Raw genomic sequence first — 22958 nt, forward strand, 5'->3', positions numbered from 1 at the left:
GGAAAGGGAGAACTTCTAATAGTAGATACGGATGAAATAAAACTTCATATTATAAGTTTTATTATCCGTATTTAAAAGATAATAAATATTTGCTTTTAAATTCTTACTCTATCTGGTGGATTATCTTTCATTATGTATTCGTTCATTCATACGATCCTTGTATCCGTCACTAGGTGTTTTCCCCGGCATAATAATCCATAGGATAATATATATAATTACTCCGGCAAAAGCAGTAAAGAAAGTTACTAATACATAGACTATTCTTAGCAAGGTGGTATCCCAGCCAAAATATTCAGCAATTCCTGCGCATACACCCGCAATCATTCGATGGGTAGAGCGGGTTAATTTTTTATTTTCCATAAGTTTTATTTTTTCAGTTTATAGTCTTAAATGTTTTTTCGTTATATCTGTTTTTGATAAACCAATAAATGAAGAATTTCTAATGATTTGATTGTACCTTTTATTGAGTTCTTAATCTCATCTTTCTTGGTTTCTTTTAATAGTCGATACATTTGTTTGATTAACTTTAAAATCTATTCATTCTTTAATAGATTTTAAAGTGGTTAATGCAAATATAATAAAACTAACTAAGAAACGATAGATATACTTCAATTAATATAGGATCTGATAAATATATACAGTAAAAAAGTACAGCAACCAAGAGTATAATGAGGGTCTAAATTAGGAAACTATTAGGAAACAAAAGCCCTGATTCAACCTTTCTGTCCTGTGTAAATCTCACCTTAACGTTATAAGTACCGTCACTTCTTTGTTTGTCCCGTTGGACTTCCGCTTTAATTGTCAGCATCTTAATCTGTTAATTGGGGGGCAACAATAGGTCAACAACAAGGAAGATTAAGCAATGTTGGGCATGATTTCAGTCTCCAAATTCCCACTACCAACAAAAAAGAAACCCTTATAAGTACTTGACTTACAAGGGTTTCTTGGGGGGTGGAAGACCGGACTCGAACCGGCGACATTCAGAACCACAATCTGACGCTCTAACCAACTGAACTACATCCACCATGTTTGCGTTTCTCTAACGCGGTGCAAAGATAGATATAATCTTTAAATCTCCAAAAAAATCTACTCTTTTTTTTCGTAGAAAAAGTATTCTTTTATTCCCCGATTATGCTTGGTAAATAGGTTTCGTGCATCATTTGTGAAGATTTTCAATGAGTTACGAGTATTTATAGGAATTGAATCTGTAGGCATATTGACGGGATATAATTGATGATTTATTTTCCCGGATTGTGTGGGACGGGCTGTCCATACTAAACTGTACTCGCAATTATTGAGACGCGTGGTACTATCTTTCACTAATTCCATCTTGACCATTAATCCTCCGTCTGTACGACGGGCTGACATATTGGAAATATAGTTACCTAAGGAGTAAACAACAAGATTTCTTTCATTTGTAAGGCTGTCCTCACGTACTTCTATTGGCTGTACGACGTGTGGATGCGAACCAATGATATGATTCACTCCTTTTTGAAGCATCCAATCAGTAAGGAATTTCTGTTGTTTGTTGGGAAGCGATTGATATTCTTCTCCCCAATGCATACAAGCGATAATTACATCCGGATGTAATGTTTTGCAAGTATCAATATCCTTGGTGATGATAGTTGTATCGATATAATTTACGATATTGGGCGGTGTAACAGAAATTCCATTAGTTCCATAAGTATAGTTGAGTAGTGCTATACGAATACCGTTCTTCTCCAATATAAGTGGATATTTCTTGGCCCGTTCTTTATTATTGATATAAGTACCTGCATGAGGAATATTCAGAGAATCAATGAGGCGTATAGTACGTTCCAAGCCCTTTTGCCTACGATCGAGGCTGTGGTTGTTGGCAGTGACGAGAACATTGAAACCTGCTTCATGAATAGCTGTAAGATATTCGTCTGGAGCACTGAAGGCAGGATAACCTTTATAAGGTTTACCTCCTAAAGTAACTTCCAAATTGGCTATGGCAAAATCTGCTCTACCTATCTCTTCTTTGACATATTCGAAATACGAAGAATAATCGTACCCTTTGAAGCCTTTAGCTGCATATGCTGCATTTATTTGCCCTTGATGTTGCATAAGGTCTCCTACGAAAAGTAGTCGGACTGTGTCGGTAGGTGATATGCTATCAGAAAGAGAAAGACTGTCCAGAGGTATGTCATCCCCAGATTCTCTCTTTGTCTGCGACTGTGAAGTACAGGACAAAGAGAGTAAAATTATCATTAGAAACCAAATCTGTTTCATTGGTAAATAGCTTTCTTTCCAGCTAAAAGTGTATTCTTCATGAGTGATACGATTGTCATCGGACCCACTCCACCTGGAACGGGAGTAATGTAAGAACATTTGTGTGCCACTTCATCGAATTTCACATCGCCGGTTAATTTGAAACCGGACTTTTTGGTAGCATCCGGAACACGAGTTGTACCTACGTCGATGACAACTGCGCCCTCTTTCACCATTTCTTCTTTTACAAAATTGGGTTGTCCTAAAGCAGCAATGATAATGTCAGCTTCCTGGCATTCTTTTATCAAATCTTTACTGCGACTATGACATACGGTGACAGTAGCATCGCCCGGATATGCTTTTTGCATCATTAGTGCCGCCATTGGTTTACCAACAATGTTACTGCGTCCAAGTACGACACATTTCTTCCCAGAAGTCTCTATCTGATAACGTTTCAACAGTTCAAGGATACCATTAGGAGTAGCGGATACATAGCAGGGAAGACCGATAGACATACGTCCTACGTTGATAGGATGGAACCCGTCTACGTCTTTACGATAATCAATTGTTTCGATCACTTTCTGTTCAGAGATATGTTTCGGCAACGGAAGCTGTACAATAAATCCGTCTATGTCGTCATCTTCGTTCAGTTCACGAACTTTTGCCAACAATTCCTCTTCGGTTACATCACTTTCGTAGCGGATGAGTGAAGATTTGAATCCACACACTTCGCAAGCTTTTACTTTTGCTGCTACATATGTTTCGCTGCCACCGTCGTGTCCTACAAGAATGGCTGCCAGATGCGGACGCTTACCGCCACGAGCAACAATTTCAGCCACTTCGGCTGCTATCTCTTGTTTTACTTGTTCGGAAATGGCTTTTCCATCTATTAATGTCATATTTTTAATTTATTATGGTTTAAAAATTTCTTCTACTTTACTTAGGATATTCTCTCTATTCAAATCACGTGCAAGGATTATTCCATTCGGGCTAAATAACATGACTTGTGGGATATAATTAAATCCGTAAATCTCGAAAGGTTGATGACCTGTTTCAAATATTTGGGGCCACGTTACATTTAATTCCTTAATTGCTTTTTTGGTACTGATAGATCCTTCATTCACAGCCACACCAATCACTTCCAGTCCTTTATTGCCGAATTGTTTATAAACTTCAGCGATAATAGGCATTTCTTTTCGGCAACCGCCACAACTTCTGGACCAGAAATGAATTAAAGTGTATTTTCCTTTACCGACAAAGTTCGATAGTTTAAGAGGTTGTCCGTTTTCATTTTTACCTTCGAAATCAATAAACATTTTACCTTTCGAGGTCTGCTTGAGTTTCTCGAGTCGTTTAATTATTTCCTGTGTATTGGGAAGTGACATGATATATGGGCCTGCTTGAGCAAATACAGACGTCATCTCATCAGGAGATAATTCATTGGAAAGAGCGTCGATAGTGTAACTTCCGAGTACATCATTCTTATGCTGTTGAAATACCTTTTGATAGTTGGATATAAGTATTGGACGTATTTTGGCAATAAGCTCATTCTGTAGCTGGGCTTTTTTATGACTATCAGTATATTCTTTCTCTATCTGTTCGTATTGTTCGATCTGATTGTATACTAGACTATCTATAGACCTTTTAAGGTTTGCAAATTCATTATTTAGGGGAGTACCGGATGCCGGATGAATGATTGGGATTCCGGTATCAGTATGAGTTTTCTCCATGTCTATAAGTATTGTACCTTCTTCTACTATCAATATGCCAAAGCGCTTTTCTGCATAGATTCTTGCTAGAAAAGGAGTTTGTACTTCTCCCGTAATTTTAAATTTTCCGTTTGAAACTTTAGTGCTATTTACTATTTTAGAATTATCATATCTTGCGATAGTTACTGTTGTTCCTTCCAGACTGGGATCAGACAGAACACCTTCAACAATATACGTTGCCACTCTTTGCTGCGCGTAACAAAAACAGGCAGAAATGACGATAAAACTTAATAAAAAAGTGCGTTTCATGTACATTGTTTTTTGATGATGGACAAAAATAGGATATTTTGTCGAACCCGGCAATCTTTCGGACATAAAAAAGAGGAGGCCGAAGCTTCCTCTTTGTATTATCATTTCTTTATCACTTTATCTCCGTTACTTTGTCAGGATGACGAACCGCATAATGGGCAGCTTTCTGTGCAATAAGTGCTTCCTCTTCACTGACGCCTTTCGGTCTGAATTTCTTTCCGATAGCCTTTTGCTTGGTGATTTTTTCGAGCCATGTGCAGGCAGCTGTATAACGTCCTAGTCCGAAAGTAAGATGATAACCATCACGATTGAAGTTATCACCTATAAAGCTTGTACGTGCATTCTGTATGGCTGTTCCGGCAGGAATGATCATACAGAATTCTTTATGCTGCTTCTTTGATTGATTCGTGGCAGCTACTATACTCCGGTACATTTGCAATTGATCCTTGTTGTATTTCTTAAATGCTCTATGATCAGAATTTTGTGGGTAAGCCCAAGTCCTGTGTAGAGCATATTTCACTTTGGGATTGCGTACATGCTGTTTTACATATTCCAATAGACGAGTCAACCAAGGTTCGTAGGTAGGATAATCACCGCTATCCTGACTTACTTGTTGGAATGTTATATAATCCCATTCCTCATCTTGAATACATTCCAGTAAAGTTTTTCTCTGATTACTCTTTTTGCCACCTACTACTTTATGATATTCGAATTCAGGTTTATTCTTTTCAACTACTTTCCAATGTGACTCAAAACCTTGTCCACCACGATAAGCGTTACCAATAACCAGACTGTCACCCCCTTCAGCTGCCAGTTCGTATAAATATTGTTCTATTGCATCAGCCGAAAAGCTGTTGCCAATAGCTAGTATTTTTATAACTTTTGCTTGAGCAGAAAAGGAGATTGACAGACCTATCAATAAAAGTAAAATAAGCTTCTTCACTATTATCTTTCCTGTTTTTAACTTCAATTCTATCAGATAAAAGTTTATCGTTTCATCTTGGGCATCATCTTACCCATTTTGCTGCTGGTTACCATCTTCATCATTTTGCGTGTCTGGTCAAACTGTTTCAGCAGACGATTTACTTCCTGAATAGTCGTTCCGCTACCTTTGGCAATACGAGTACGACGTGAACCGTTCAGAATCTCAGGATTGGAACGTTCTGCAGGAGTCATCGAGTGGATGATTGCTTCAATACTCTTAAAGGCATTATCATCAATATCAATATCTTTAATAGCTTTACCCACTCCCGGAATCATAGAGGCAAGATCTTTCAGATTACCCATCTTTTTGATTTGAGCGATTTGGCTGAGGAAGTCGTTGAAGTCAAACTGATTCTTGGCAATCTTTTTCTGCAAACGTTTTGCTTCTTCTTCATCATATTGTTCCTGAGCACGTTCTACCAAAGACACGATATCACCCATACCGAGAATACGGTCTGCCATACGTGCCGGGTGGAACTGGTCTATTGCATCCAGCTTTTCGCCCGTACCTACAAACTTGATCGGCTTATTGACCACCGAACGGATAGAAAGAGCTGCACCACCACGAGTATCACCATCAAGTTTAGTCAATACCACACCATTGAAGTCCAAGCGATCATTAAATTCTTTAGCAGTATTTACAGCATCCTGTCCTGTCATGGAGTCTACCACGAATAAGATTTCATTCGGATTGATAGCTTCCTTAATTGCAGCAATCTCGTTCATCATCTGTTCGTCTACTGCCAGACGTCCGGCTGTATCGACGATAACTAGGTCGTATCCTTTGGCTTTAGCTTCCTGAATAGCATGTTGAGCAATTTCTACCGGGTTCTTGCTGTCCAGTTCGCAATAGATAGGAACTTCGATTTGCTCAGCAAGTACACGTAACTGTTCGATAGCTGCCGGACGGTAAACGTCACAAGCAACAAGTAACGGTTTACGATTCTTTTTTGTTTTCAGCATACGTGCTAACTTACCGGAGAAGGTCGTTTTACCAGAACCCTGCAGACCGGACATCAAGATAACCGCCGGGCGGGCATTAATGTCAATTTCAGCAGTTTCTCCACCCATCAACTGAGTAAGTTCATCATGTACGATTTTTACCATCAACTGACTTGGCTTCACAGCAGTAAGCACATTCTGACCGATAGCTTTTTCCTTCACTGTATCAGTGAAACCTTTCGCAACTTTATAGTTTACGTCGGCATCGAGCAATGCTTTGCGTACATCTTTCAGCGTTTCTGCTACGTTGATCTCGGTGATTTTGCCTTCACCTTTCAGAATCTTAAATGACCGTTCTAGTCTCTCACTTAAATTATCGAACATATTTATTTTTATTACTTATTACTAAATTAATGACGCAAAGTTACTACAAAAAAGTGAAATGCGGAAAGATATAGTGATAGAATTGAGTTACAAGGGTTTTGGTTGAAGTGGCGATAATCCGTGAAGCATTACAATCCCTGCCGAAGCCAAATCCTGACGCCGCTACGTTACTTGTTCGTAACCATGCCCGAAAATGCGACAAACGGGTACGAATAGCGAAACAAGGCTCTAAGGAATAGTGAGTTATCCATAACTCATGCGAAAAATCAGGTTACGGAAAAAGATTGCGCCGTTCCTCCCCGTTTTGCGTACCAACACCGGACTCTTCACCAACTAATTTTGAAACCCAAAAATTAAGGACAATGAAGAGTACATTTTCAGTAATCTACTACCTCAAGCGTCAGGTAGTGAAAAAGGACGGGACAGTTCCCGTCATGGGACGCATCACGGTGGACGGCAGCCAGACACAGTTCAGCTGCAAACTGACTGTCGATCCGAAACTGTGGGACACCAAAGGTGGACGTGTCACGGGCAGAAGCACGGCGGCACTCGAAACGAACCGTATGCTTGACAAGATGCGGGTACGCATCAACAGGCATTATCAGGAAATCATGGAGCGTGACAACTTCGTCACGGCGGAGAAGGTGAAGAACGCCTTTCTCGGACTGGAACACCGCTACCACACGCTGATGCAGGTGTTCCGCCAGCACAACGAGGACTACGAGAAGCAGGTGGAGGCAGGCATGAAAGCCAAAGGCACGCTGCTGAAGTACCGCACCGTTTACAAGCACATGCAAGAGTTCCTCGACATCCGCTACCATGTGAAGGACATCGCCCTAAAAGAGCTTACCCCGGCTTTCATCTCCGACTTCGAGATGTTCCTGCGCACGGACAAGCACTGCTGCACCAATACCGTGTGGCTGTACGTCTGCCCGTTACGGACGATGGTATTCATCGCCATCAACAACGAGTGGCTGACGCGCGACCCGTTCCGCGAGTATGAAATCAAGAAGGAGGAAACAACACGCAGTTTCCTGACCAAAGATGAGATCCGCCTGCTGATGGAGGGGAAACTGAAAAACGCCAAACAGGAATTGTACCGCGACCTCTACCTGTTCTGCGCCTTCACGGGGCTGTCGTTCGCGGATATGCGCAACCTTACGGAAGAGAATATCCGCACCTACTTCGACGAACACGAGTGGATAAACATCAACCGCCAGAAAACGGGCGTGGTGTCCAACATCCGCCTGCTCGACATCGCCAACCGCATAATCGGCAAATACCGGGGACTGTGCGGGGACGGCAGGATATTTCCCGTTCCGCATTATAACACGTGCCTTGCCGGTATCCGTGCCGTCGCCAAGCGTTGCGGCATCACCAAGCATATCACGTGGCATCAGAGCCGCCACACGGCAGCCACGACGATATTCCTCTCCAACGGTGTTCCCATCGAAACGGTCAGCTCCATGCTCGGACACAAGAGCATAAAGACGACGCAGATTTACGCAAAGATAACCAAAGAGAAGCTCAATCAGGACATGGAGAACCTTGCCGCAAGATTGAACGGCGTCGAGGAATTTGCAGGTTGCACCATCTAAAAAGAAAAGCCATGAAACGTGACACAATCATCATCGAGGACAAGGCAGTCAGCGTAACCGGTAACGACGTGTGGATGACCGCCACCGAAATAGCCGGATTGTTCCATACGACCGTCCCGGCAGTGAACGCCGCCATCAGAGCCGTCCGCAAGTCGGACGTGCTGAACGACTACGAGGTGTGCCGCTACATGCAGCTTGAAAACGGGCTGCACGCGGACGTGTACGCCCTTGAAATCATCATCCCGGTCGCTTTCAGGGTGAATACCTACAACACCCACCTGTTCCGCACATGGCTGGTGGGAAAGGCACTCTCACAAGAGAAACGGCAGACATACGTGATGTTCATACAGAACGGAAAAGCCGGGTATTGCTGATTGCACATACCCCATAAGACAAGTAAACGGGTAGCACCACAAAAGGTGTCACCCGTTTACTTTTTCATGAAACCGCCTCACTCCAGCGGCTTGCGGTAGTTCGCTTCCAGTACCCCGCGCAGCCCCGTTTCCGGGTAAAGCACCTTCCCTCCCAAAAGTATGAAGGGCAACACGCGGTTGTTGCGGTATTCCTGCAAGGTGCGCCGGCTCACACGGAGCAGTTCCGACACCTCGCCGTCCGTCAGGTAACGTTCCCCGTCCAGCGGAGGACGGTAGCTTTCCAGAAATGCGGACAGCCATTTCGAGCCTTTGCGCATATCCTGCACCACAGAGGCTATCGGCTCGTCTTCCATCGTAAAAACATCGTTGTTCTCGTTCATCATAACTTCGGATTCAGTGGGTGAATAAATCAAATCATCTGCCGTGCGGATAGAGCGTGCCGACAAGCGGTATCAGCCGCTTCACCTCCTCTGGCTTGTAATAGAACCTGCGGTTTATCTGCGAGTAGCCGATAAGCCGCCTGTCACGCAGCGTCTGCAACGTGCGCGGGCTTATTCTCAACTGCCCGCAGACCTCCTCGCCCGTGAGCCATCTTTCCATGCGCCCCGTGTCGCTTTTGCGCCTCAGGGCGGCGACCTTCTCCGAGAGTGCGCCGAATGCCGCCACCATCATCTCGAAAGTCTTTTTCTCGATAGATACTATTTCCATATTCATGTCATTTAGAGTTTGCCGCAAAGGTAACGAAACGGCATACAAGACGTATCGTTTTCCGCTGAAAGGCTGCCTGTTGCGCCGTTTGACCGGGTTACGGAGCCATCTTCCGCAAAAATCTTACGTGAGTCACGTAGTGAGTTGTTAAAGCCCCTTTTGTTTATTGCCGAATTTTGTCGCAGAAACAAAAAGAAAGGACTGAACATGAAAGTGATAACAATGGAAAGTTCCGCCTACAAGGAGATGATGGCGCAGATTGCGAACATCGCAGGGTACATCCGCGAGGCAAGGGACGAGAAGAAACGGAAGCGGGAAACCGAAGACAAGCTGCTTGACACGGCACAGGCGGCGAAGATGCTCAACGTGAGCAAGCGCACCATGCAGCGTATGCGCACCGACCACCGTATCGAGTATGTGGTGGTACGCGGAAGCTGCCGCTACCGCCTTTCCGAGATACTGCGGCTATTGGAGGACAACACAGTAAGGAACGAGGAAGGGACAATAGACACCCTGTTCCACAACCACACGCTGCGCACGGGCGGCAAACCAAAAGGAAGGAGGACATAGGTCATGGAACTGCTCACACGAAACAACTTCGAGGGCTGGATGCAGAAGCTGATGGAACGGCTCGACCGTCAGGACGAACTGCTGCTGGCGATGAAGGCTGAGGGGAAACAGCCCACTATCACGGAAAGCATCCGCCTTTTCGACAATCAGGATTTGTGCATGTTGCTCCAGATAAGCAAACGCACCCTCCAACGCTACCGCAGCGTAGGCGCATTGCCCTACAAGACGCTGGGCAAGAAGACCTATTACAGCGAGGAGGACGTGCTGACATTCCTTTCCAACCATATCAAGGACTTCAAAAAGGAAGATATAGCCTTCTACAAGGCTCGTATCCATAATTTCTTTCATAAATAACCCATTAAAACATTTTTCAGATGGCAAAGAAAAAAGACGAAAAGGACGTGCTGGTAGTCCGTGACGAGAAGACAGGCGAGATCAGCGTGGTAGCCGGGCTGAACGCGGACGGCACACCCAAGCGCACCCCCGCAAAAGCGGAGAACGCGCAGAGTTTCCTGCAATTCGACCGACATGGCGACGTGCTGGACAACTTCTTCAAGAACTTCTTCCGGCAGTGCAAGGAACCCAGCCGCTTCGGTTTCTACCGCATTGCGGCAGACCAAGCTGAAAATCTCTTAGAGGTGATGAAGCAACTGCTGAAAGACCCCGAAGCGAACAAGGAGCTGCTCGCCCCTCACAAGGTGGACACCTCCGACTATGAGAAGAAGGTGCAGGAAGAGATGGCAGCACAACAGACAGAGAAACAAGAACCTCAAAAACAGGAGAACATGGAACAACGGAAAGAACAGCAACAGGACAAATCCGAACAGATGCAGGGCAAACGTGGCTACCAGCCCATCGACGAGAGTAAAATCAACTGGCAGGAGCTGGAGGACAGATGGGGCGTAAAGCGGGACAACCTTGAAAAGTCCGGCGACCTTACGAAGATGCTCAACTATGGCAAGTCCGACTTGGTAAAGGTCAAACCGACCTTCGGCGGCGAATCATTCGAGCTGGACGCCCGCCTCTCCTTCAAGAAGGACGGTGAGGGAAACATCAGCCTCGTGCCGCACTTCATCCGCAAGGAGCAGAAGCTGGATGAGTACAAGGAACACAAATTCTCCGACAATGACCGGAAGAACCTCCGCGAAACGGGCAATCTCGGTAGGGTCGTGGACATTGTGGACAGGGAAACGGGCGAGATCATCCCCTCCTACATCAGCATCGACCGCAAGACGAATGAAATCACGGACATTCCGGCAAGCAGGGTGCGCATCCCGGAGCGCATCGGCAAGACGGAAATCACCACGCAGGAGCGGGACATGCTCCGCGCCGGACTGCCCGTACGCGACAAGCTCATCGAGCGCAACGACGGCAGAAAGTTCGTCACCACCCTGCAAGTGAACGTGGAGCAGCGCGGCGTGGAGTTCGTGCCGGGAACCGGCAAGTCGCCCCGTACCGCACAGACACAGGAAACCAAAGGCGACACATCGAAAAGTCAGGCGCAGGGCGGGGAAAATGCCGCACAGACCAAGAAGGAGCAACGCCGCAACACGTGGACGAACGAGGACGGCAGCATCCGCCCCATCAGCAAATGGAGCGGCGTGAGCTTCACCGACCAGCAGAAAGCCGACTATGTGGCGGGTAAAGCCGTGAAGCTGGAGAACGTGACCGACAAGCAGGGCTTCCATGCCACGATGTATATCAAGTTCAACCCGGAGAAGGGACGCCCGTACCGCTACGACACGAACCCTGACAATGCACAGCAGGTTGCTCCGTCCAACGAGAGCCGCACGCAGGTGGCGGTGAACAACGATGGCAAGACCAACGAGGCTACAAAGAATCTGAGAGAGCCGTTGCAGAAAGGTCAGACCAACCCGAAGGACGCCCGCCAGCAACAGCAGCAGGAGAAGCCGCAGAAGAAAACGGGCAAGGGCATGAAAATGTAATCCCGTGTCCGCCACTGAATCCAAAATAAAATCCAAAGTATCAACAAAAAAGAAGAAGACATGAAGACAATCATTGCAGAAAAGCCCTCCGTGGCACGTGAAATCGCCCGCATCGTGGGCGCGACAAAGAGAGAGGAAGGATATTTCGAGGGAGGCGGTTATGCCGTGACATGGGCATTCGGACACCTCGTTCAGCTTGCCATGCCCGACGGCTACGGCGTGCGCGGATTTGTCCGTGACAACCTCCCGATTATTCCCGACACATTCACGCTCGTCCCCCGTCAGGTCAGGACGGAGAAAGGTTACAAGCCCGACAGCGGCGTGGTGTCGCAGATAAAAGTCATCAAAAGACTGTTCGACACAAGCGAACATATCATCGTGGCGACCGATGCCGGACGCGAGGGAGAGCTTATCTTCCGCTACCTCTACCACTATACGGGTTGCACCACTCCTTTCGTGCGCCTGTGGATCAGCTCTCTCACCGACAAAGCTATCCGCGAGGGACTGCGGAAACTCGAAGACGGCAGCAAATACGACAACCTCTACCTCGCCGCCAAAGCGCGGAGCGAATCCGACTGGCTCGTGGGCATCAACGGCACACAGGCGTTATCCATCGCCGCCGGACACGGCACGTATTCCGTGGGGCGGGTGCAGACACCAACGTTGGCTATGGTATGTGAACGCTACTGGGAGAACCGCCGCTTTACGTCCGAAGCATTCTGGCAGCTCCATATCGCAACGGACGGTTGCGACGGCGAAGTCGTGAAATTCTCATCCTCCGAGAAATGGAAAGAGAAAGAACCGGCGATGGAACTATATAATAAGGTAAAGGCGGCAGGTTGCGCCACTGTCACGAAAGCCGAGCGCAAGGAGAAGACGGAGGAAACTCCCTTGCTCTACGACCTGACCACGCTCCAGAAAGAAGCCAACGCCAAGCACGGCTTCACGGCGGAACAGACGCTTGAAATCGCGCAGAAACTCTACGAAAAGAAGTTGATAACCTATCCGAGAACGGGAAGCCGCTACATCCCCGAAGACGTGTTTGCCGAAATTCCCAAACTGCTCGCTTTCATCGGCACACAGCCCGAATGGAAAGACAAGGTGCGGGCAAAAGCCGCCCCGACACGCCGCAGCGTGGACGACGGCAAGGTGACAGACCACCATGCCCTGCTCGTCACGGGTGAGAAACCGCTCTTCCTCTCCAAAGAGGACAATACCATCTATCAGATGATTGCCGGGCGCATGGTCGAGGCATTCTCTGAGAAATGCGTCAAGGATGTGACCACTGTCACGGCGGAATGTGCCGGAGTGGAGTTTACCGTAAAAGGCAGCGTCGTGAAGCAAACCGGATGGCGTGCCGTCTATGGCGAGGAAAAAGAGGAAATTACCATCCCGGCTGGCAGGAAGGCGACACGCTGACACCGAAAGGCTCGTCCATTACCGAAGGAAAGACCAAACCCAAGCCGCTGCATACCGAAGCCACCCTGCTCTCGGCAATGGAAACGGCGGGCAAGGAAATTGAGGACGACGCACTGCGGCAGGCGATGAAGGACTGTGGCATCGGTACTCCCGCCACACGCGCCTCCATCATCGAAACGCTTTTCAAGCGCGGTTACATGGAACGCTGCAAGAAGTCGCTTGTTCCCACCGAAAAAGGACTTGCCCTCAATTCCGTCGTCAAGACGATGCGCATCGCCGATGTTGCCATGACGGGCGAATGGGAAAAGGAGCTGGCGCGTATCGAGCGCGGGGAACTGTCCGACGACACCTTCCGCAAGGAGATAGAGGCGTACACACGTGAGATAACCTCCGAACTGATCTCGTGCGACAAGCTCTTCGGCAGCCGTGACTCCGGCTGCGCGTGTCCCAAGTGTGGCACGGGCAGGATGCGGTTCTACGGCAAGGTGGTACGCTGCGACAACACGGAGTGCGGACTGCCCGTGTTCCGGCTGAAAGCGGGACGCACCCTGTCCGACGATGAAATCAAAGACCTGCTCACCGAAGGGCATACCAAGCTGCTCAAAGGGTTCAAGAGCAAACAGGGCAAGAGTTTCGATGCTGTTGTCGCCTTTGACGGGGAATATAACACGACTTTTGTGTTCCCGGAGGCTAAAAAGGACAAGAAATTTTCAGGACGGAAGAAATAGTATTAACTTTGCCACTTGTTCAGAGTAATGAATTGTTCTTCGATACCGGATTACACTCATACTTTGGATTTAGTGGTGGCACTCGGAGGGATACCGAGTGCCTTTTTCTTCCTTTTTCCAACCGATTATCCCGTTAATTATCAATCCGCTAAATCCAAAGTAATGAACAACAAGAAGAAAAACGAGGGTCAGACCGACTTTTCCTATTACGGTCTGTACCTGCTGGACTATCTCCGCACGAACAAGTTTGAACAGGCTGACGACACCGCTTTCATACGGGAACGGGCCGACCGTGCCGCCGAAACGTATGAGAGGGCACGGCTTGAAGGCTATCCCGCCGATGGTGCGCAGGAACTGGCGATGGACACGCTGCTGCGCGGGCTGCATTATTCCCGTTACGCCATCCTCCGCGAAGTCGTGGAAAACGAGTTTGCCGATGAAGTGCCGGAAGAGAAGCGTGAAGCCTTTGTCCTGAAACTGCTGCCGCTTGTCGGCAACGTGTTCTCCGTCTATGACCTCTCGGATGACAATTTCGCCCTGTCTTCCGATTACGACCTGCTCTACACGGAGCTGACGGGAGCAACCGTCCTTTACTTAGACGAATATGGCGTTTAACCGCAAACAGAAACTGCGGGACAACATCGAGGCGATACGGACGGCATTCATCCTTGACAGGGAAAATAGGACAGCGACAACCGAAGAGCGTGCCATACTTCAAAGGTACTGCGGTTTCGGCGGTCTGAAATGTATCCTCAACCCTGCAAAGGAACTGACGGATGCCGTCCGGTGGGCGAAATCCGACCTCGAACTGTTCGCCCCGACGGTGGAGCTGCACAGGCTTATCCGTGAGAACAGCAAGGACGAAACAGAGTACAAGCGGTTTGTGGATTCGCTGAAAGCGTCCGTGCTGACCGCTTTCTACACCCCCAAAGAGATAACCGACACCATCGCGGACGTGCTGGCAGATTACAGCGTCCGCCCCGCCCGTATGCTCGAACCGTCGGCAGGTGTCGGCGTGTTCGTGGATTCCATGCTGCGGCACAGCCCCAATGCGGATGTGATGGCTTTCGAGAAGGATCTGCTCACGGGTACAATCTTGAGGCATCTCTATCCCGACCAGAAAATGCGCACCTGCGGTTTTGAGAAAATCGAAAGACCGTTCAACAATTATTTCGACTTGGCGGTGTCCAACATTCCGTTCGGTGACATTGCCGTGTTCGACGCGGAGTTTCAGCGGAGCGACTCTTTCGGCAGACGCTCCGCCCAGAAAACCATCCACAACTATTTCTTTCTCAAAGGACTGGATGCCGTGCGTGACGGCGGTATCGTGGCGTTCATCACCTCGCAAGGGGTATTGAATAGCACCAAGACCTCCGTGCGTAACGAGCTGTTCAGTCAGGCCAATCTGGTATCCGCGATACGCCTGCCCAACAACCTGTTCACGGACAACGCGGGCACGGAGGTGGGCAGTGACCTGATTGTCCTGCAAAAGAACCTCAGCAAGAAGGAAATGTCGCAGGACGAGCGGCTGATGACCGTGATACAGACGGACACGAAAACCGCCCTGACCGACAACGCCTATTTCATCCACCACCCGGAACGCATCGTGCATACGATGGCGAAACTTGACACAGACCCTACGGGAAGCCCGCTATGGTTTATCTGCACGAGGGCAAGGCAGCAGGCATCGCCGGGGATTTGCGCCGTATGCTCGACGAGGATTTCCATTACAGGCTTGCCATGCGCTTGTATTCGGGTTCAATCCGGCAGGCAGGAACGGAAGAAAAAGTTGCCGTTCAAAATAAAGTAGAGCGTCCTGCCATAAAATTGGAAACAGTATCCTCGGCGCAGACGGTGGAAACTCCGACAGAAAAGCCGCAACCCGCAGATGAAAAGCCGGAGATAGAACCGCGCCCGCAATATTCCGCAGGCGTGCAGCTCACCCTGCTTGACCTCTGGGGGATGACGGAAGAGGTCAGCCAACCGAAAACCTCCAAAAAGAAAAAGACGGTGAAAAAGGCAGTTACGGCAAAGTCCACTCCGCCCAAACCGAAAGTCACGGTTACACCGACAGCTCCAACTGCAAAACCCGCAATGGAGAATAAGGAGGTGAAAGCGGAGAACACCGCCAAGCCTGCCGACCCGGACGACATCTATGCCACACTGGACTGGGATACCAATCCTCCCATCAACGGTTTCTATGAAATGATGATGGGTTTGACGCCGGAGCGTAGGAAAGAACTTCGGGAACTGGCAAGGCAGCATAACGAGAAACAAGTGGCGGAAAAGACGGAAGTGAAAGCCGTGCCGGAAACTTCCCGTGAGCAGCCACGACAGGAGGAAACACAGCCGGAGGCAGTCGCCGCACCTGCCGTTACAGATACCCCATCGGAAGCGGTGGGGACTTTCCTTTTCCCCGACATCGAAGCGGAAAAGCCGAAGGAGGAAGTCGTGGACCTTTCTCCGCGTGCCTACCACCGCACGCCGGAGATGCACCTGCGCGAAGGGTCGCTGGTGGCTGACCGGGGGCGTCATAACATCGGCTACCTGAAAGACATCACGCCATACGGGGCGACATTCCAGCCGCTCGACCTGAAAGGATACCAGAAGGAAAAGGCGTTGTTGTATGTGTCGCTGCGTGACGCCTACGAGCGTCTGTACCGTTATGAATCGCTCCGGCGCGAGGCAAATGTTCCGTGGCGAGAGCATCTGAATACCTGTTACGATGAGTTTGTCATGCGCTACGGCAACCTCAACGCCAAGCAGAACGTGAAGTTAGTGATGATGGATGCGGGCGGGCGCGACATCCTTTCGCTGGAACGGATGGAAAACGGAAAGTTCGTCAAGGCGGACATCTTCGAGCATCCTGTTTCCTTCGCGGTGGAGAGCCATGCCAACGTAGGCTCTCCCGAAGAAGCCCTGTCTGCGTCGCTCAACAAATATGGTACGGTCAATCTCGACTATATGCGGGAGATAACCGACAGCACGGCGGAGGATTTGCTCACTGCCCTGCAAGGGCGCATCTACTACAATCCGCTCGTGACCGGTTACGAAATCAAAGACCGTTTCATCGCCGGAAATGTCATAGAGAAAGCGGAACGCATAGAGGCATGGATGGGTGACAATCCCGAAAATGAGCGTATGCCGGAGGTGAAGCAGGCGTTGGAGGCTCTGAAAGATGCCGAGCCGCAGCGCATCGCCTTCGAGGATCTGGACTTCAATTTCGGGGAACGCTGGATTCCGACGGGTGTCTATGCCGCCTACATGAGCCGGCTGTTCGACACGGAGGTGAAAATCGCCTATTCCGCAAGCATGGACGAGTTTTCGGTGGTGTGCGGCTACCGCACCATGAAAATCACGGACGAGTTTCTGGTGAAGGGGTATTACCGGAACTATGACGGTATGCACCTCCTAAAACACGCCCTGCACAACACCTGCCCTGACATGATGAAGTCCATCGGCAAGGACGAGCATGGCAACGACATCAAGATGCGCGACAGCGAGGGAATACAACTCGCCAACGCCAAGATTGACGAGATACGAAACGGCTTCTCCGAATGGCTCGAAGAGCAGTCGCCGCAGTTCAAGGAGCGGCTTGTGACGATGTATAACCGCAAGTTCAACTGTTTCGTGCGCCCGCGCTACGACGGCTCCCATCAGACCTTTCCCGACCTCAACCTGAAAGGCTGGCAAGCCGGGGTATCAAGAGCGTCTATCCCTCACAGATGGATTGCGTCTGGATGTTGAAACAGAACGGCGGCGGAATTTGCGACCACGAGGTGGGAACCGGTAAGACGCTGATAATGTGCATCGCCGCGCATGAGATGAAGCGTCTGAATTTGGCACACAAGCCGATGATTATCGGGCTGAAAGCCAACGTTGCGGAGATTGCAGCCACCTATCAGGCGGCATATCCCAACGCACGTATTCTGTACGCTTCGGAGAAGGACTTTTCGACCGCCAACCGTGTGCGCTTCTTCAATAATATAAAGAACAACGACTACGATTGCGTCATCATGTCGCACGACCAGTTCGGCAAGATACCGCAGTCGCCGGAATTGCAGCAGCGCATCCTGCAAGCAGAGCTTGACACGGTGGAGGAAAACCTCGAAGTGCTACGGCAGCAGGGAAAGAACGTGTCGCGGGCGATGCTGAAAGGATTGGAGAAGCGCAAGCACAACCTTGAAGCGAAGCTGGAGAAGGTGGAACACGCCATAAAGTCACGCACGGACGACGTGGTGGATTTCAAGCAGATGGGCATCGACCACATCTTCATAGATGAGAGCCACCAGTTCAAGAATCTGACTTTCAACACGCGCCACGACCGTGTGGCGGGATTGGGAAACAGCGAGGGAAGCCAGAAGGCACTTAACATGCTCTTTGCCATACGCACCATACAGGAGCGCACAGGAAAAGACTTGGGTGCGACCTTCCTCTCCGGCACGACTATCAGCAACTCACTGACTGAATTGTACCTGCTGTTCAAGTACCTGCGCCCGAAGGAGCTGGAACGGCAGGACATAAGGTGTTTCGACGCTTGGGCGGCGATATTTGCCAAGAAGACGACGGATTTTGAATTTAACGTGACGAACAATGTGGTCCAGAAGGAGCGTTTCCGCTACTTCATCAAAGTGCCGGAGCTTGCCGCCTTCTATAATGAAATCACGGACTACCGCACGGCGGAGGATGTGGGCGTTGACCGTCCTGCCAAGAACGAGATACTGCACCATATACCGCCCACGCCGGAACAGGAGGACTTCATACAGAAACTGATGCAGTTCGCCAAGACGGGCGATGCCACCTTGTTGGGCAGGCTGCCGCTTTCGGAAACGGAAGAAAAGGCGAAGATGCTCATCGCCACGGACTATGCCCGGAAAATGGCACTCGACATGCGCATGATAGACCCGAATTACGAAGATCATCCCGACAACAAAGCGAGTCACTGTGCCAAGATGATCGCGGAGTATTATCAAAAATACGACGCCCAGAAAGGCACGCAGTTCGTTTTCTCTGATTTGGGGACATACCAGCCGGGCGACGGGTGGAACGTCTATTCGGAAATCAAGCGCAAACTGACGGAGGACTACGGTATACCGCCAAGCGAGGTGCGCTTCATTCAGGAGTGCAAGACCGACAAGGCGCGGAAGGCGGTGATAGACGCCATGAACGCCGGGACGGTGCGTGTGCTGTTCGGCTCTACCTCTATGCTCGGAACGGGTGTGAACGCCCAGAAACGGTGTGTGGCTATCCATCATCTCGATACGCCGTGGCGACCGTCCGACTTGCAACAGCGTGACGGACGCGGAGTTAGGCAGGTAATGAGATTGCCAAACATTTCGCCGGGAACAACGTGGATGTAATCATCTACGCGGTGGAGAAGTCACTGGACAGCTACAAGTTCAACCTCCTGCACTGCAAGCAGACTTTCATAAGCCAGCTCAAAAGCGGTGCGATGGGTGCGCGTACCATCGACGAGGGGGCAATGGACGAAAAATCGGGCATGAATTTCTCGGAATACATGGCGTTGCTCTCCGGCAATACCGACCTGTTGGACAAGGCGAAACTGGAAAAGCGGATCGCATCGCTCGAAGGGGAACGCAAGTCGTTCAACAAGGGCAAGCGTGATTCGGAGTTCAAGCTGGAGTCAAAGACCGGCGAGTTGCGCAACAACACGGCTTTCATAGATGCCATGACGGAGGACTGGAACCGCTTCCTGTCGGTGGTGCAGACCGACAAGGAGGGCAACCGCCTTAATATAATAAAGGTGGACGGAGTGGATTCCGCCGATGAGAAGGTCATCGGAAAGCGTTTGCAGGAGATAGCCAAGAATGCCACGACCGGAGGGTTGTACACGCAGGTCGGTGAACTTTACGGTTTTCCGATAAAGGTGGTGAGCGAAAGGATACTCAAAGAGGGATTGGAGTTCACCGACAACCGCTTCGTGGTCGAGGGGAACTACAAGTACACCTACAACAACGGGCATCTGGCGATGGCTGACCCGTTGGCCGCCGCCCGCAACTTCCTCAACGCGATGGAGAGGATACCCTCCATCATCGACCAGTACAAGGCGAAGAACGAGGTGCTGGAGATGGAGATACCGCAGTTACAGGAGATAGCGGGTAAGGTGTGGAAGAAGGAGGACGAGCTGAAGCAGTTGAAGTCCGAACTTGCCGCCCTTGACCGAAAAATTCAGCTGGAGCTTGCGCCACCCACGCCCGAAGTCGCAGAAAAGGAGAATGAAGGGCAACAGCTCAAGCCGGAAGCGGAAGATGTGAGGAACAGGCAGGCGCAATATCCCGAAAATGCACCGCCGCAGATACGCAGTCCGGCGGATAGTATCGTTGCCAACCATGTCATAATCGGGCGTCCGGGACTGTATGCCAAGGAGGAAACCCGGTCCAAAGGATTGAAAATATAACCTAAGGAATTTTATCTGAAGTATTAATAAGGGCTATCCCAAAAGGTCTAAAAGTAAATTTTATCCTTTCTGCAAGTATCTATAGGATGGCAACTGCATTTTTTTCTTTTTGGGCAGCCTTATTAAAATTTATTCTTATTTTAGGTTATATACATTCATGTCCATTTATGTAAAAAATTCCTGCTGACCTTGTTTATGTCTTGTCAGTCACCATTTGCAAAACCATATTTGACCCTCAAAGAGGCTGAATTTGATAAGTAACTTGCTACATACTCATAATAAGGAGCTAAATAGAACACGAATGGGAAATACACAAATGCTAAACTAAAGAAGATATTGGCCAAAATAAACGCTATACCGAGAGAGAAACTTGATTTTTCAACTTCCTAAAACGGTGTTGTTCAAACATTTCTACTTATTTGTACTTGCCAGTTGAACCTACGCTTCCCTAATAAAATGTCTATGGTAAAAAGTTAAAAAATCCTCCCACTTTTGTTAGATATATTTTTTTGTGTAATTTTGTAATCGTTATGCGGCAGTAATAATATACATATTAATACGAGTTAGTAATCCTGTAGTTCTCATATGCTACGAGGAGGTATTAAAAGGTGCGTTTCGACAATGCATCTACTGTAGTATATTATTGCTTAATCCAAATGAATATTATAAATTTAGGAATTCTTGCTCACATTGATGCAGGAAAAACTTCCGTAACCGAGAATCTGCTGTTTGCCAGTGGAGCAACGGAAAAGTGCGGCCGTGTGGATAATGGTGACACCATAACGGACTCTATGGATATAGAGAAACGTAGAGGAATTACTGTCCGGGCTTCTACGACATCTATTATCTGGAATGGAGTGAAATGCAATATCATTGACACTCCGGGACACATGGATTTTATTGCGGAAGTGGAGCGGACATTCAAAATGCTTGATGGAGCAGTCCTCATCTTATCCGCAAAGGAAGGCATACAAGCGCAGACAAAGTTGCTGTTCAGTACTTTACAAAAGCTGCAAATCCCGACAATTATATTTATCAATAAGATTGACCGTGCCGGTGTGAATTTGGAGCGTTTGTATATGGATATAAAAACAAATCTGTCGCAAGATGTCCTGTTTATGCAAACTGTTGTCGATGGATCGGTTTATCCGGTTTGCTCCCAAACATATATAAAGGAAGAATACAAAGAATTTGTATGCAACCATGACGACGATATATTAGAACGATATTTGGCGGATAGCGAAATTTCACCGGCTGATTATTGGAATACGATAATCGCTCTTGTGGCAAAAGCCAAAGTCTATCCGGTGCTACATGGATCAGCAATGTTCAATATCGGTATCAATGAGTTGTTGGACGCCATTTCTTCTTTTATACTTCCTCCGGCATCAGTCTCAAACAGACTTTCAGCTTATCTCTATAAGATAGAGCATGACCCCAAAGGGCATAAAAGAAGTTTTCTTAAAATAATTGACGGAAGTCTGAGACTTCGAGACGTTGTAAGAATCAACGATTCGGAAAAATTCATCAAGATTAAAAATCTAAAGACTATTTATCAGGGCAGAGAGATAAATGTTGATGAAGTGGGTGCCAATGATATCGCGATTGTAGAAGATATAGAAGATTTTCGAATCGGAGATTATTTAGGTGCTAAACCTTGTTTGATTCAAGGATTATCTCATCAGCATCCCGCTCTCAAATCCTCCGTCCGGCCAAATAAGCCCGAAGAGAGAAGCAAGGTGATATCCGCTCTGAATACATTGTGGATTGAAGACCCGTCTTTGTCCTTTTCCATAAACTCATATAGTGATGAATTGGAAATCTCGTTATATGGTTTGACCCAAAAGGAAATCATACAGACATTGCTGGAAGAACGATTTTCCGTAAAGGTCCATTTTGATGAGATCAAGACTATCTACAAAGAACGACCTATAAAAAAGGTCAATAAGATTATTCAGATCGAAGTACCACCCAACCCTTACTGGGCCACAATAGGGCTGACTCTTGAACCCTTACCGTTAGGGGCAGGGTTGCAAATCGAAAGTGACATCTCCTATGGTTATCTGAACCATTCTTTTCAAAATGCCGTTTTTGAAGGGATTCGTATGTCTTGCCAATCTGGTTTACATGGATGGGAAGTGACAGATCTGAAAGTAACTTTTACTCAAGCCGAGTATTATAGCCCGGTAAGTACACCTGCTGATTTCAGACAGCTGACCCCTTATGTCTTCAGGCTGGCTTTGCAACAGTCAGGTGTGGACATTCTCGAACCGATGCTCTGTTTTGAGTTGCAGATACCCCAAGTAGCGAGTTCCAAAGCTATTACAGATTTGCAAAAACTGATGTCTGAGATTGAAGACATCAGTTGTAATAATGAGTGGTGTCATATTAAAGGGAAAGTTCCATTAAATACAAGTAAAGACTATGCCTCAGAAGTAAGTTCGTACACTAAGGCTTAGGCATTTTTATGGTTAAGCCATGTGGGTATCAAATAACAAAAGACGGTTATTCTGATAATATCCGCATGAACGAAAAAGATAAACTTTTATTCATGTTCCAAAAATCAATGTCATTAAAATAATGGAGCGGTCAGGAAATTTCTATAAGGCAATACGGTTGGGATATATACTTATCTCC

General features: G+C 48.0%; 14 protein-coding genes, 1 tRNA gene and 3 pseudogenes. 9 read left to right on the forward strand and 9 right to left on the reverse strand.

From position 1 onward, the window contains the following. Positions 1-120: 120 nt before the first annotated feature. The 7 genes from JCM17102_RS13410 to ffh form a co-directional block, all read right to left on the reverse strand. The gene (locus JCM17102_RS13410) at positions 121-360 is read right to left on the reverse strand and encodes a PspC domain-containing protein (RefSeq protein ID WP_025075507.1); all 240 of its coding nucleotides are present in this window, start codon (positions 358-360) and stop codon (positions 121-123) included. Between the two features lie 589 nt (positions 361-949). Next, a tRNA-His gene (locus tag JCM17102_RS13420) sits at positions 950-1025 on the reverse strand. A gap of 61 nt (positions 1026-1086) precedes the next feature. Next, on the reverse strand, positions 1087-2253 hold the full coding sequence (locus JCM17102_RS13425; protein ID WP_025075508.1) for a CapA family protein: 1167 nt from the start codon (positions 2251-2253) through the stop codon (positions 1087-1089). Continuing rightward, positions 2250-3131 (reverse strand): bifunctional methylenetetrahydrofolate dehydrogenase/methenyltetrahydrofolate cyclohydrolase FolD, encoded by an 882-nt coding sequence (gene folD, locus JCM17102_RS13430; RefSeq protein WP_025075509.1) that lies wholly within the window; start codon positions 3129-3131, stop codon positions 2250-2252. The genes JCM17102_RS13425 and folD overlap by 4 nt, the downstream gene beginning before the upstream one ends. A 12-nt stretch (positions 3132-3143) precedes the next feature. Further along, positions 3144-4250 carry a TlpA disulfide reductase family protein gene (locus JCM17102_RS13435; protein ID WP_025075510.1) on the reverse strand — a complete coding sequence of 369 codons (1107 nt, stop codon included), beginning with the start codon at positions 4248-4250 and terminating at the stop codon, positions 3144-3146. A gap of 112 nt (positions 4251-4362) precedes the next feature. Continuing rightward, complete coding sequence (locus JCM17102_RS13440; protein ID WP_025075511.1) at positions 4363-5193, reverse strand: DUF4886 domain-containing protein; 831 nt, start codon at positions 5191-5193, stop codon at positions 4363-4365. A 44-nt stretch (positions 5194-5237) separates the two neighbouring features. Beyond that, complete coding sequence (gene ffh, locus JCM17102_RS13445; RefSeq protein ID WP_025075512.1) at positions 5238-6560, reverse strand: signal recognition particle protein; 1323 nt, start codon at positions 6558-6560, stop codon at positions 5238-5240. A gap of 362 nt (positions 6561-6922) precedes the next feature. Between ffh and JCM17102_RS23860 the strand changes: the two genes are divergently transcribed. Both JCM17102_RS23860 and JCM17102_RS13460 read left to right on the forward strand, forming a co-directional pair. After that, positions 6923-8158 (forward strand): site-specific integrase, encoded by a 1236-nt coding sequence (locus JCM17102_RS23860; protein ID WP_004291422.1) that lies wholly within the window; start codon positions 6923-6925, stop codon positions 8156-8158. A gap of 11 nt (positions 8159-8169) precedes the next feature. Next, the gene (locus JCM17102_RS13460; RefSeq protein WP_004291423.1) at positions 8170-8532 is read left to right on the forward strand and encodes a hypothetical protein; all 363 of its coding nucleotides are present in this window, start codon (positions 8170-8172) and stop codon (positions 8530-8532) included. Between the two features lie 77 nt (positions 8533-8609). Here JCM17102_RS13460 and JCM17102_RS13465 read toward each other — a convergent pair whose 3' ends face one another. Continuing rightward, on the reverse strand, positions 8610-8915 hold the full coding sequence (locus JCM17102_RS13465; RefSeq protein WP_004291424.1) for a helix-turn-helix domain-containing protein: 306 nt from the start codon (positions 8913-8915) through the stop codon (positions 8610-8612). A 31-nt stretch (positions 8916-8946) separates the two neighbouring features. Further along, complete coding sequence (locus JCM17102_RS13470) at positions 8947-9246, reverse strand: helix-turn-helix domain-containing protein (RefSeq protein ID WP_004291426.1); 300 nt, start codon at positions 9244-9246, stop codon at positions 8947-8949. A 138-nt stretch (positions 9247-9384) separates the two neighbouring features. On the opposite strand from JCM17102_RS13470, the gene JCM17102_RS29790 reads away from it, so the two are divergent. From JCM17102_RS29790 to tet(Q), 7 genes and pseudogenes are all read left to right on the forward strand, one after another. Then, entirely contained in the window at positions 9385-9810 is a 426-nt protein-coding gene (locus JCM17102_RS29790; protein WP_004291432.1) for a helix-turn-helix domain-containing protein, read from the forward strand. A 3-nt stretch (positions 9811-9813) separates the two neighbouring features. Then, positions 9814-10164 (forward strand): helix-turn-helix domain-containing protein, encoded by a 351-nt coding sequence (locus tag JCM17102_RS29795; RefSeq protein WP_004291454.1) that lies wholly within the window; start codon positions 9814-9816, stop codon positions 10162-10164. 20 nt (positions 10165-10184) lie between these two features. Then, complete coding sequence (locus tag JCM17102_RS13485) at positions 10185-11756, forward strand: DUF3945 domain-containing protein (RefSeq protein WP_004291455.1); 1572 nt, start codon at positions 10185-10187, stop codon at positions 11754-11756. Between the two features lie 60 nt (positions 11757-11816). Beyond that, positions 11817-13903, forward strand: a pseudogene (locus JCM17102_RS27630) (type IA DNA topoisomerase). A 162-nt stretch (positions 13904-14065) separates the two neighbouring features. Next, entirely contained in the window at positions 14066-14518 is a 453-nt protein-coding gene (locus tag JCM17102_RS13495) for a DUF1896 domain-containing protein (protein WP_004304266.1), read from the forward strand. Beyond that, a pseudogene (locus tag JCM17102_RS31760) lies at positions 14508-20321 on the forward strand (helicase-like domain-containing protein). Before JCM17102_RS13495 ends, JCM17102_RS31760 begins: the two are co-directional and overlap by 11 nt. Positions 20322-20977: 656 nt before the next feature. Next, positions 20978-22902 (forward strand): annotated as a pseudogene (tet(Q), locus tag JCM17102_RS27640) (tetracycline resistance ribosomal protection protein Tet(Q)). The last annotated feature ends 56 nt before the right edge of the window (positions 22903-22958 follow it).

The organism is Bacteroides faecichinchillae JCM 17102 (assembly GCF_000614145.1).
Lineage (GTDB): Bacteria > Bacteroidota > Bacteroidia > Bacteroidales > Bacteroidaceae > Bacteroides > Bacteroides faecichinchillae.

Coding starts and splice junctions, on each gene's coding strand:
- JCM17102_RS13410 (WP_025075507.1), bottom strand. CDS start 360: ATGGAAAATAAAAAATTAACCCGCTCTACCCATCGAATGATTGCGGGT.
- JCM17102_RS13425 (WP_025075508.1), bottom strand. CDS start 2,253: ATGAAACAGATTTGGTTTCTAATGATAATTTTACTCTCTTTGTCCTGT.
- folD (WP_025075509.1), bottom strand. CDS start 3,131: ATGACATTAATAGATGGAAAAGCCATTTCCGAACAAGTAAAACAAGAG.
- JCM17102_RS13435 (WP_025075510.1), bottom strand. CDS start 4,250: ATGAAACGCACTTTTTTATTAAGTTTTATCGTCATTTCTGCCTGTTTT.
- ffh (WP_025075512.1), bottom strand. CDS start 6,560: ATGTTCGATAATTTAAGTGAGAGACTAGAACGGTCATTTAAGATTCTG.
- JCM17102_RS23860 (WP_004291422.1), top strand. CDS start 6,923: ATGAAGAGTACATTTTCAGTAATCTACTACCTCAAGCGTCAGGTAGTG.
- JCM17102_RS13460 (WP_004291423.1), top strand. CDS start 8,170: ATGAAACGTGACACAATCATCATCGAGGACAAGGCAGTCAGCGTAACC.
- JCM17102_RS13465 (WP_004291424.1), bottom strand. CDS start 8,915: ATGATGAACGAGAACAACGATGTTTTTACGATGGAAGACGAGCCGATA.
- JCM17102_RS13470 (WP_004291426.1), bottom strand. CDS start 9,246: ATGAATATGGAAATAGTATCTATCGAGAAAAAGACTTTCGAGATGATG.
- JCM17102_RS29795 (WP_004291454.1), top strand. CDS start 9,814: ATGGAACTGCTCACACGAAACAACTTCGAGGGCTGGATGCAGAAGCTG.
- JCM17102_RS13485 (WP_004291455.1), top strand. CDS start 10,185: ATGGCAAAGAAAAAAGACGAAAAGGACGTGCTGGTAGTCCGTGACGAG.
- JCM17102_RS13495 (WP_004304266.1), top strand. CDS start 14,066: ATGAACAACAAGAAGAAAAACGAGGGTCAGACCGACTTTTCCTATTAC.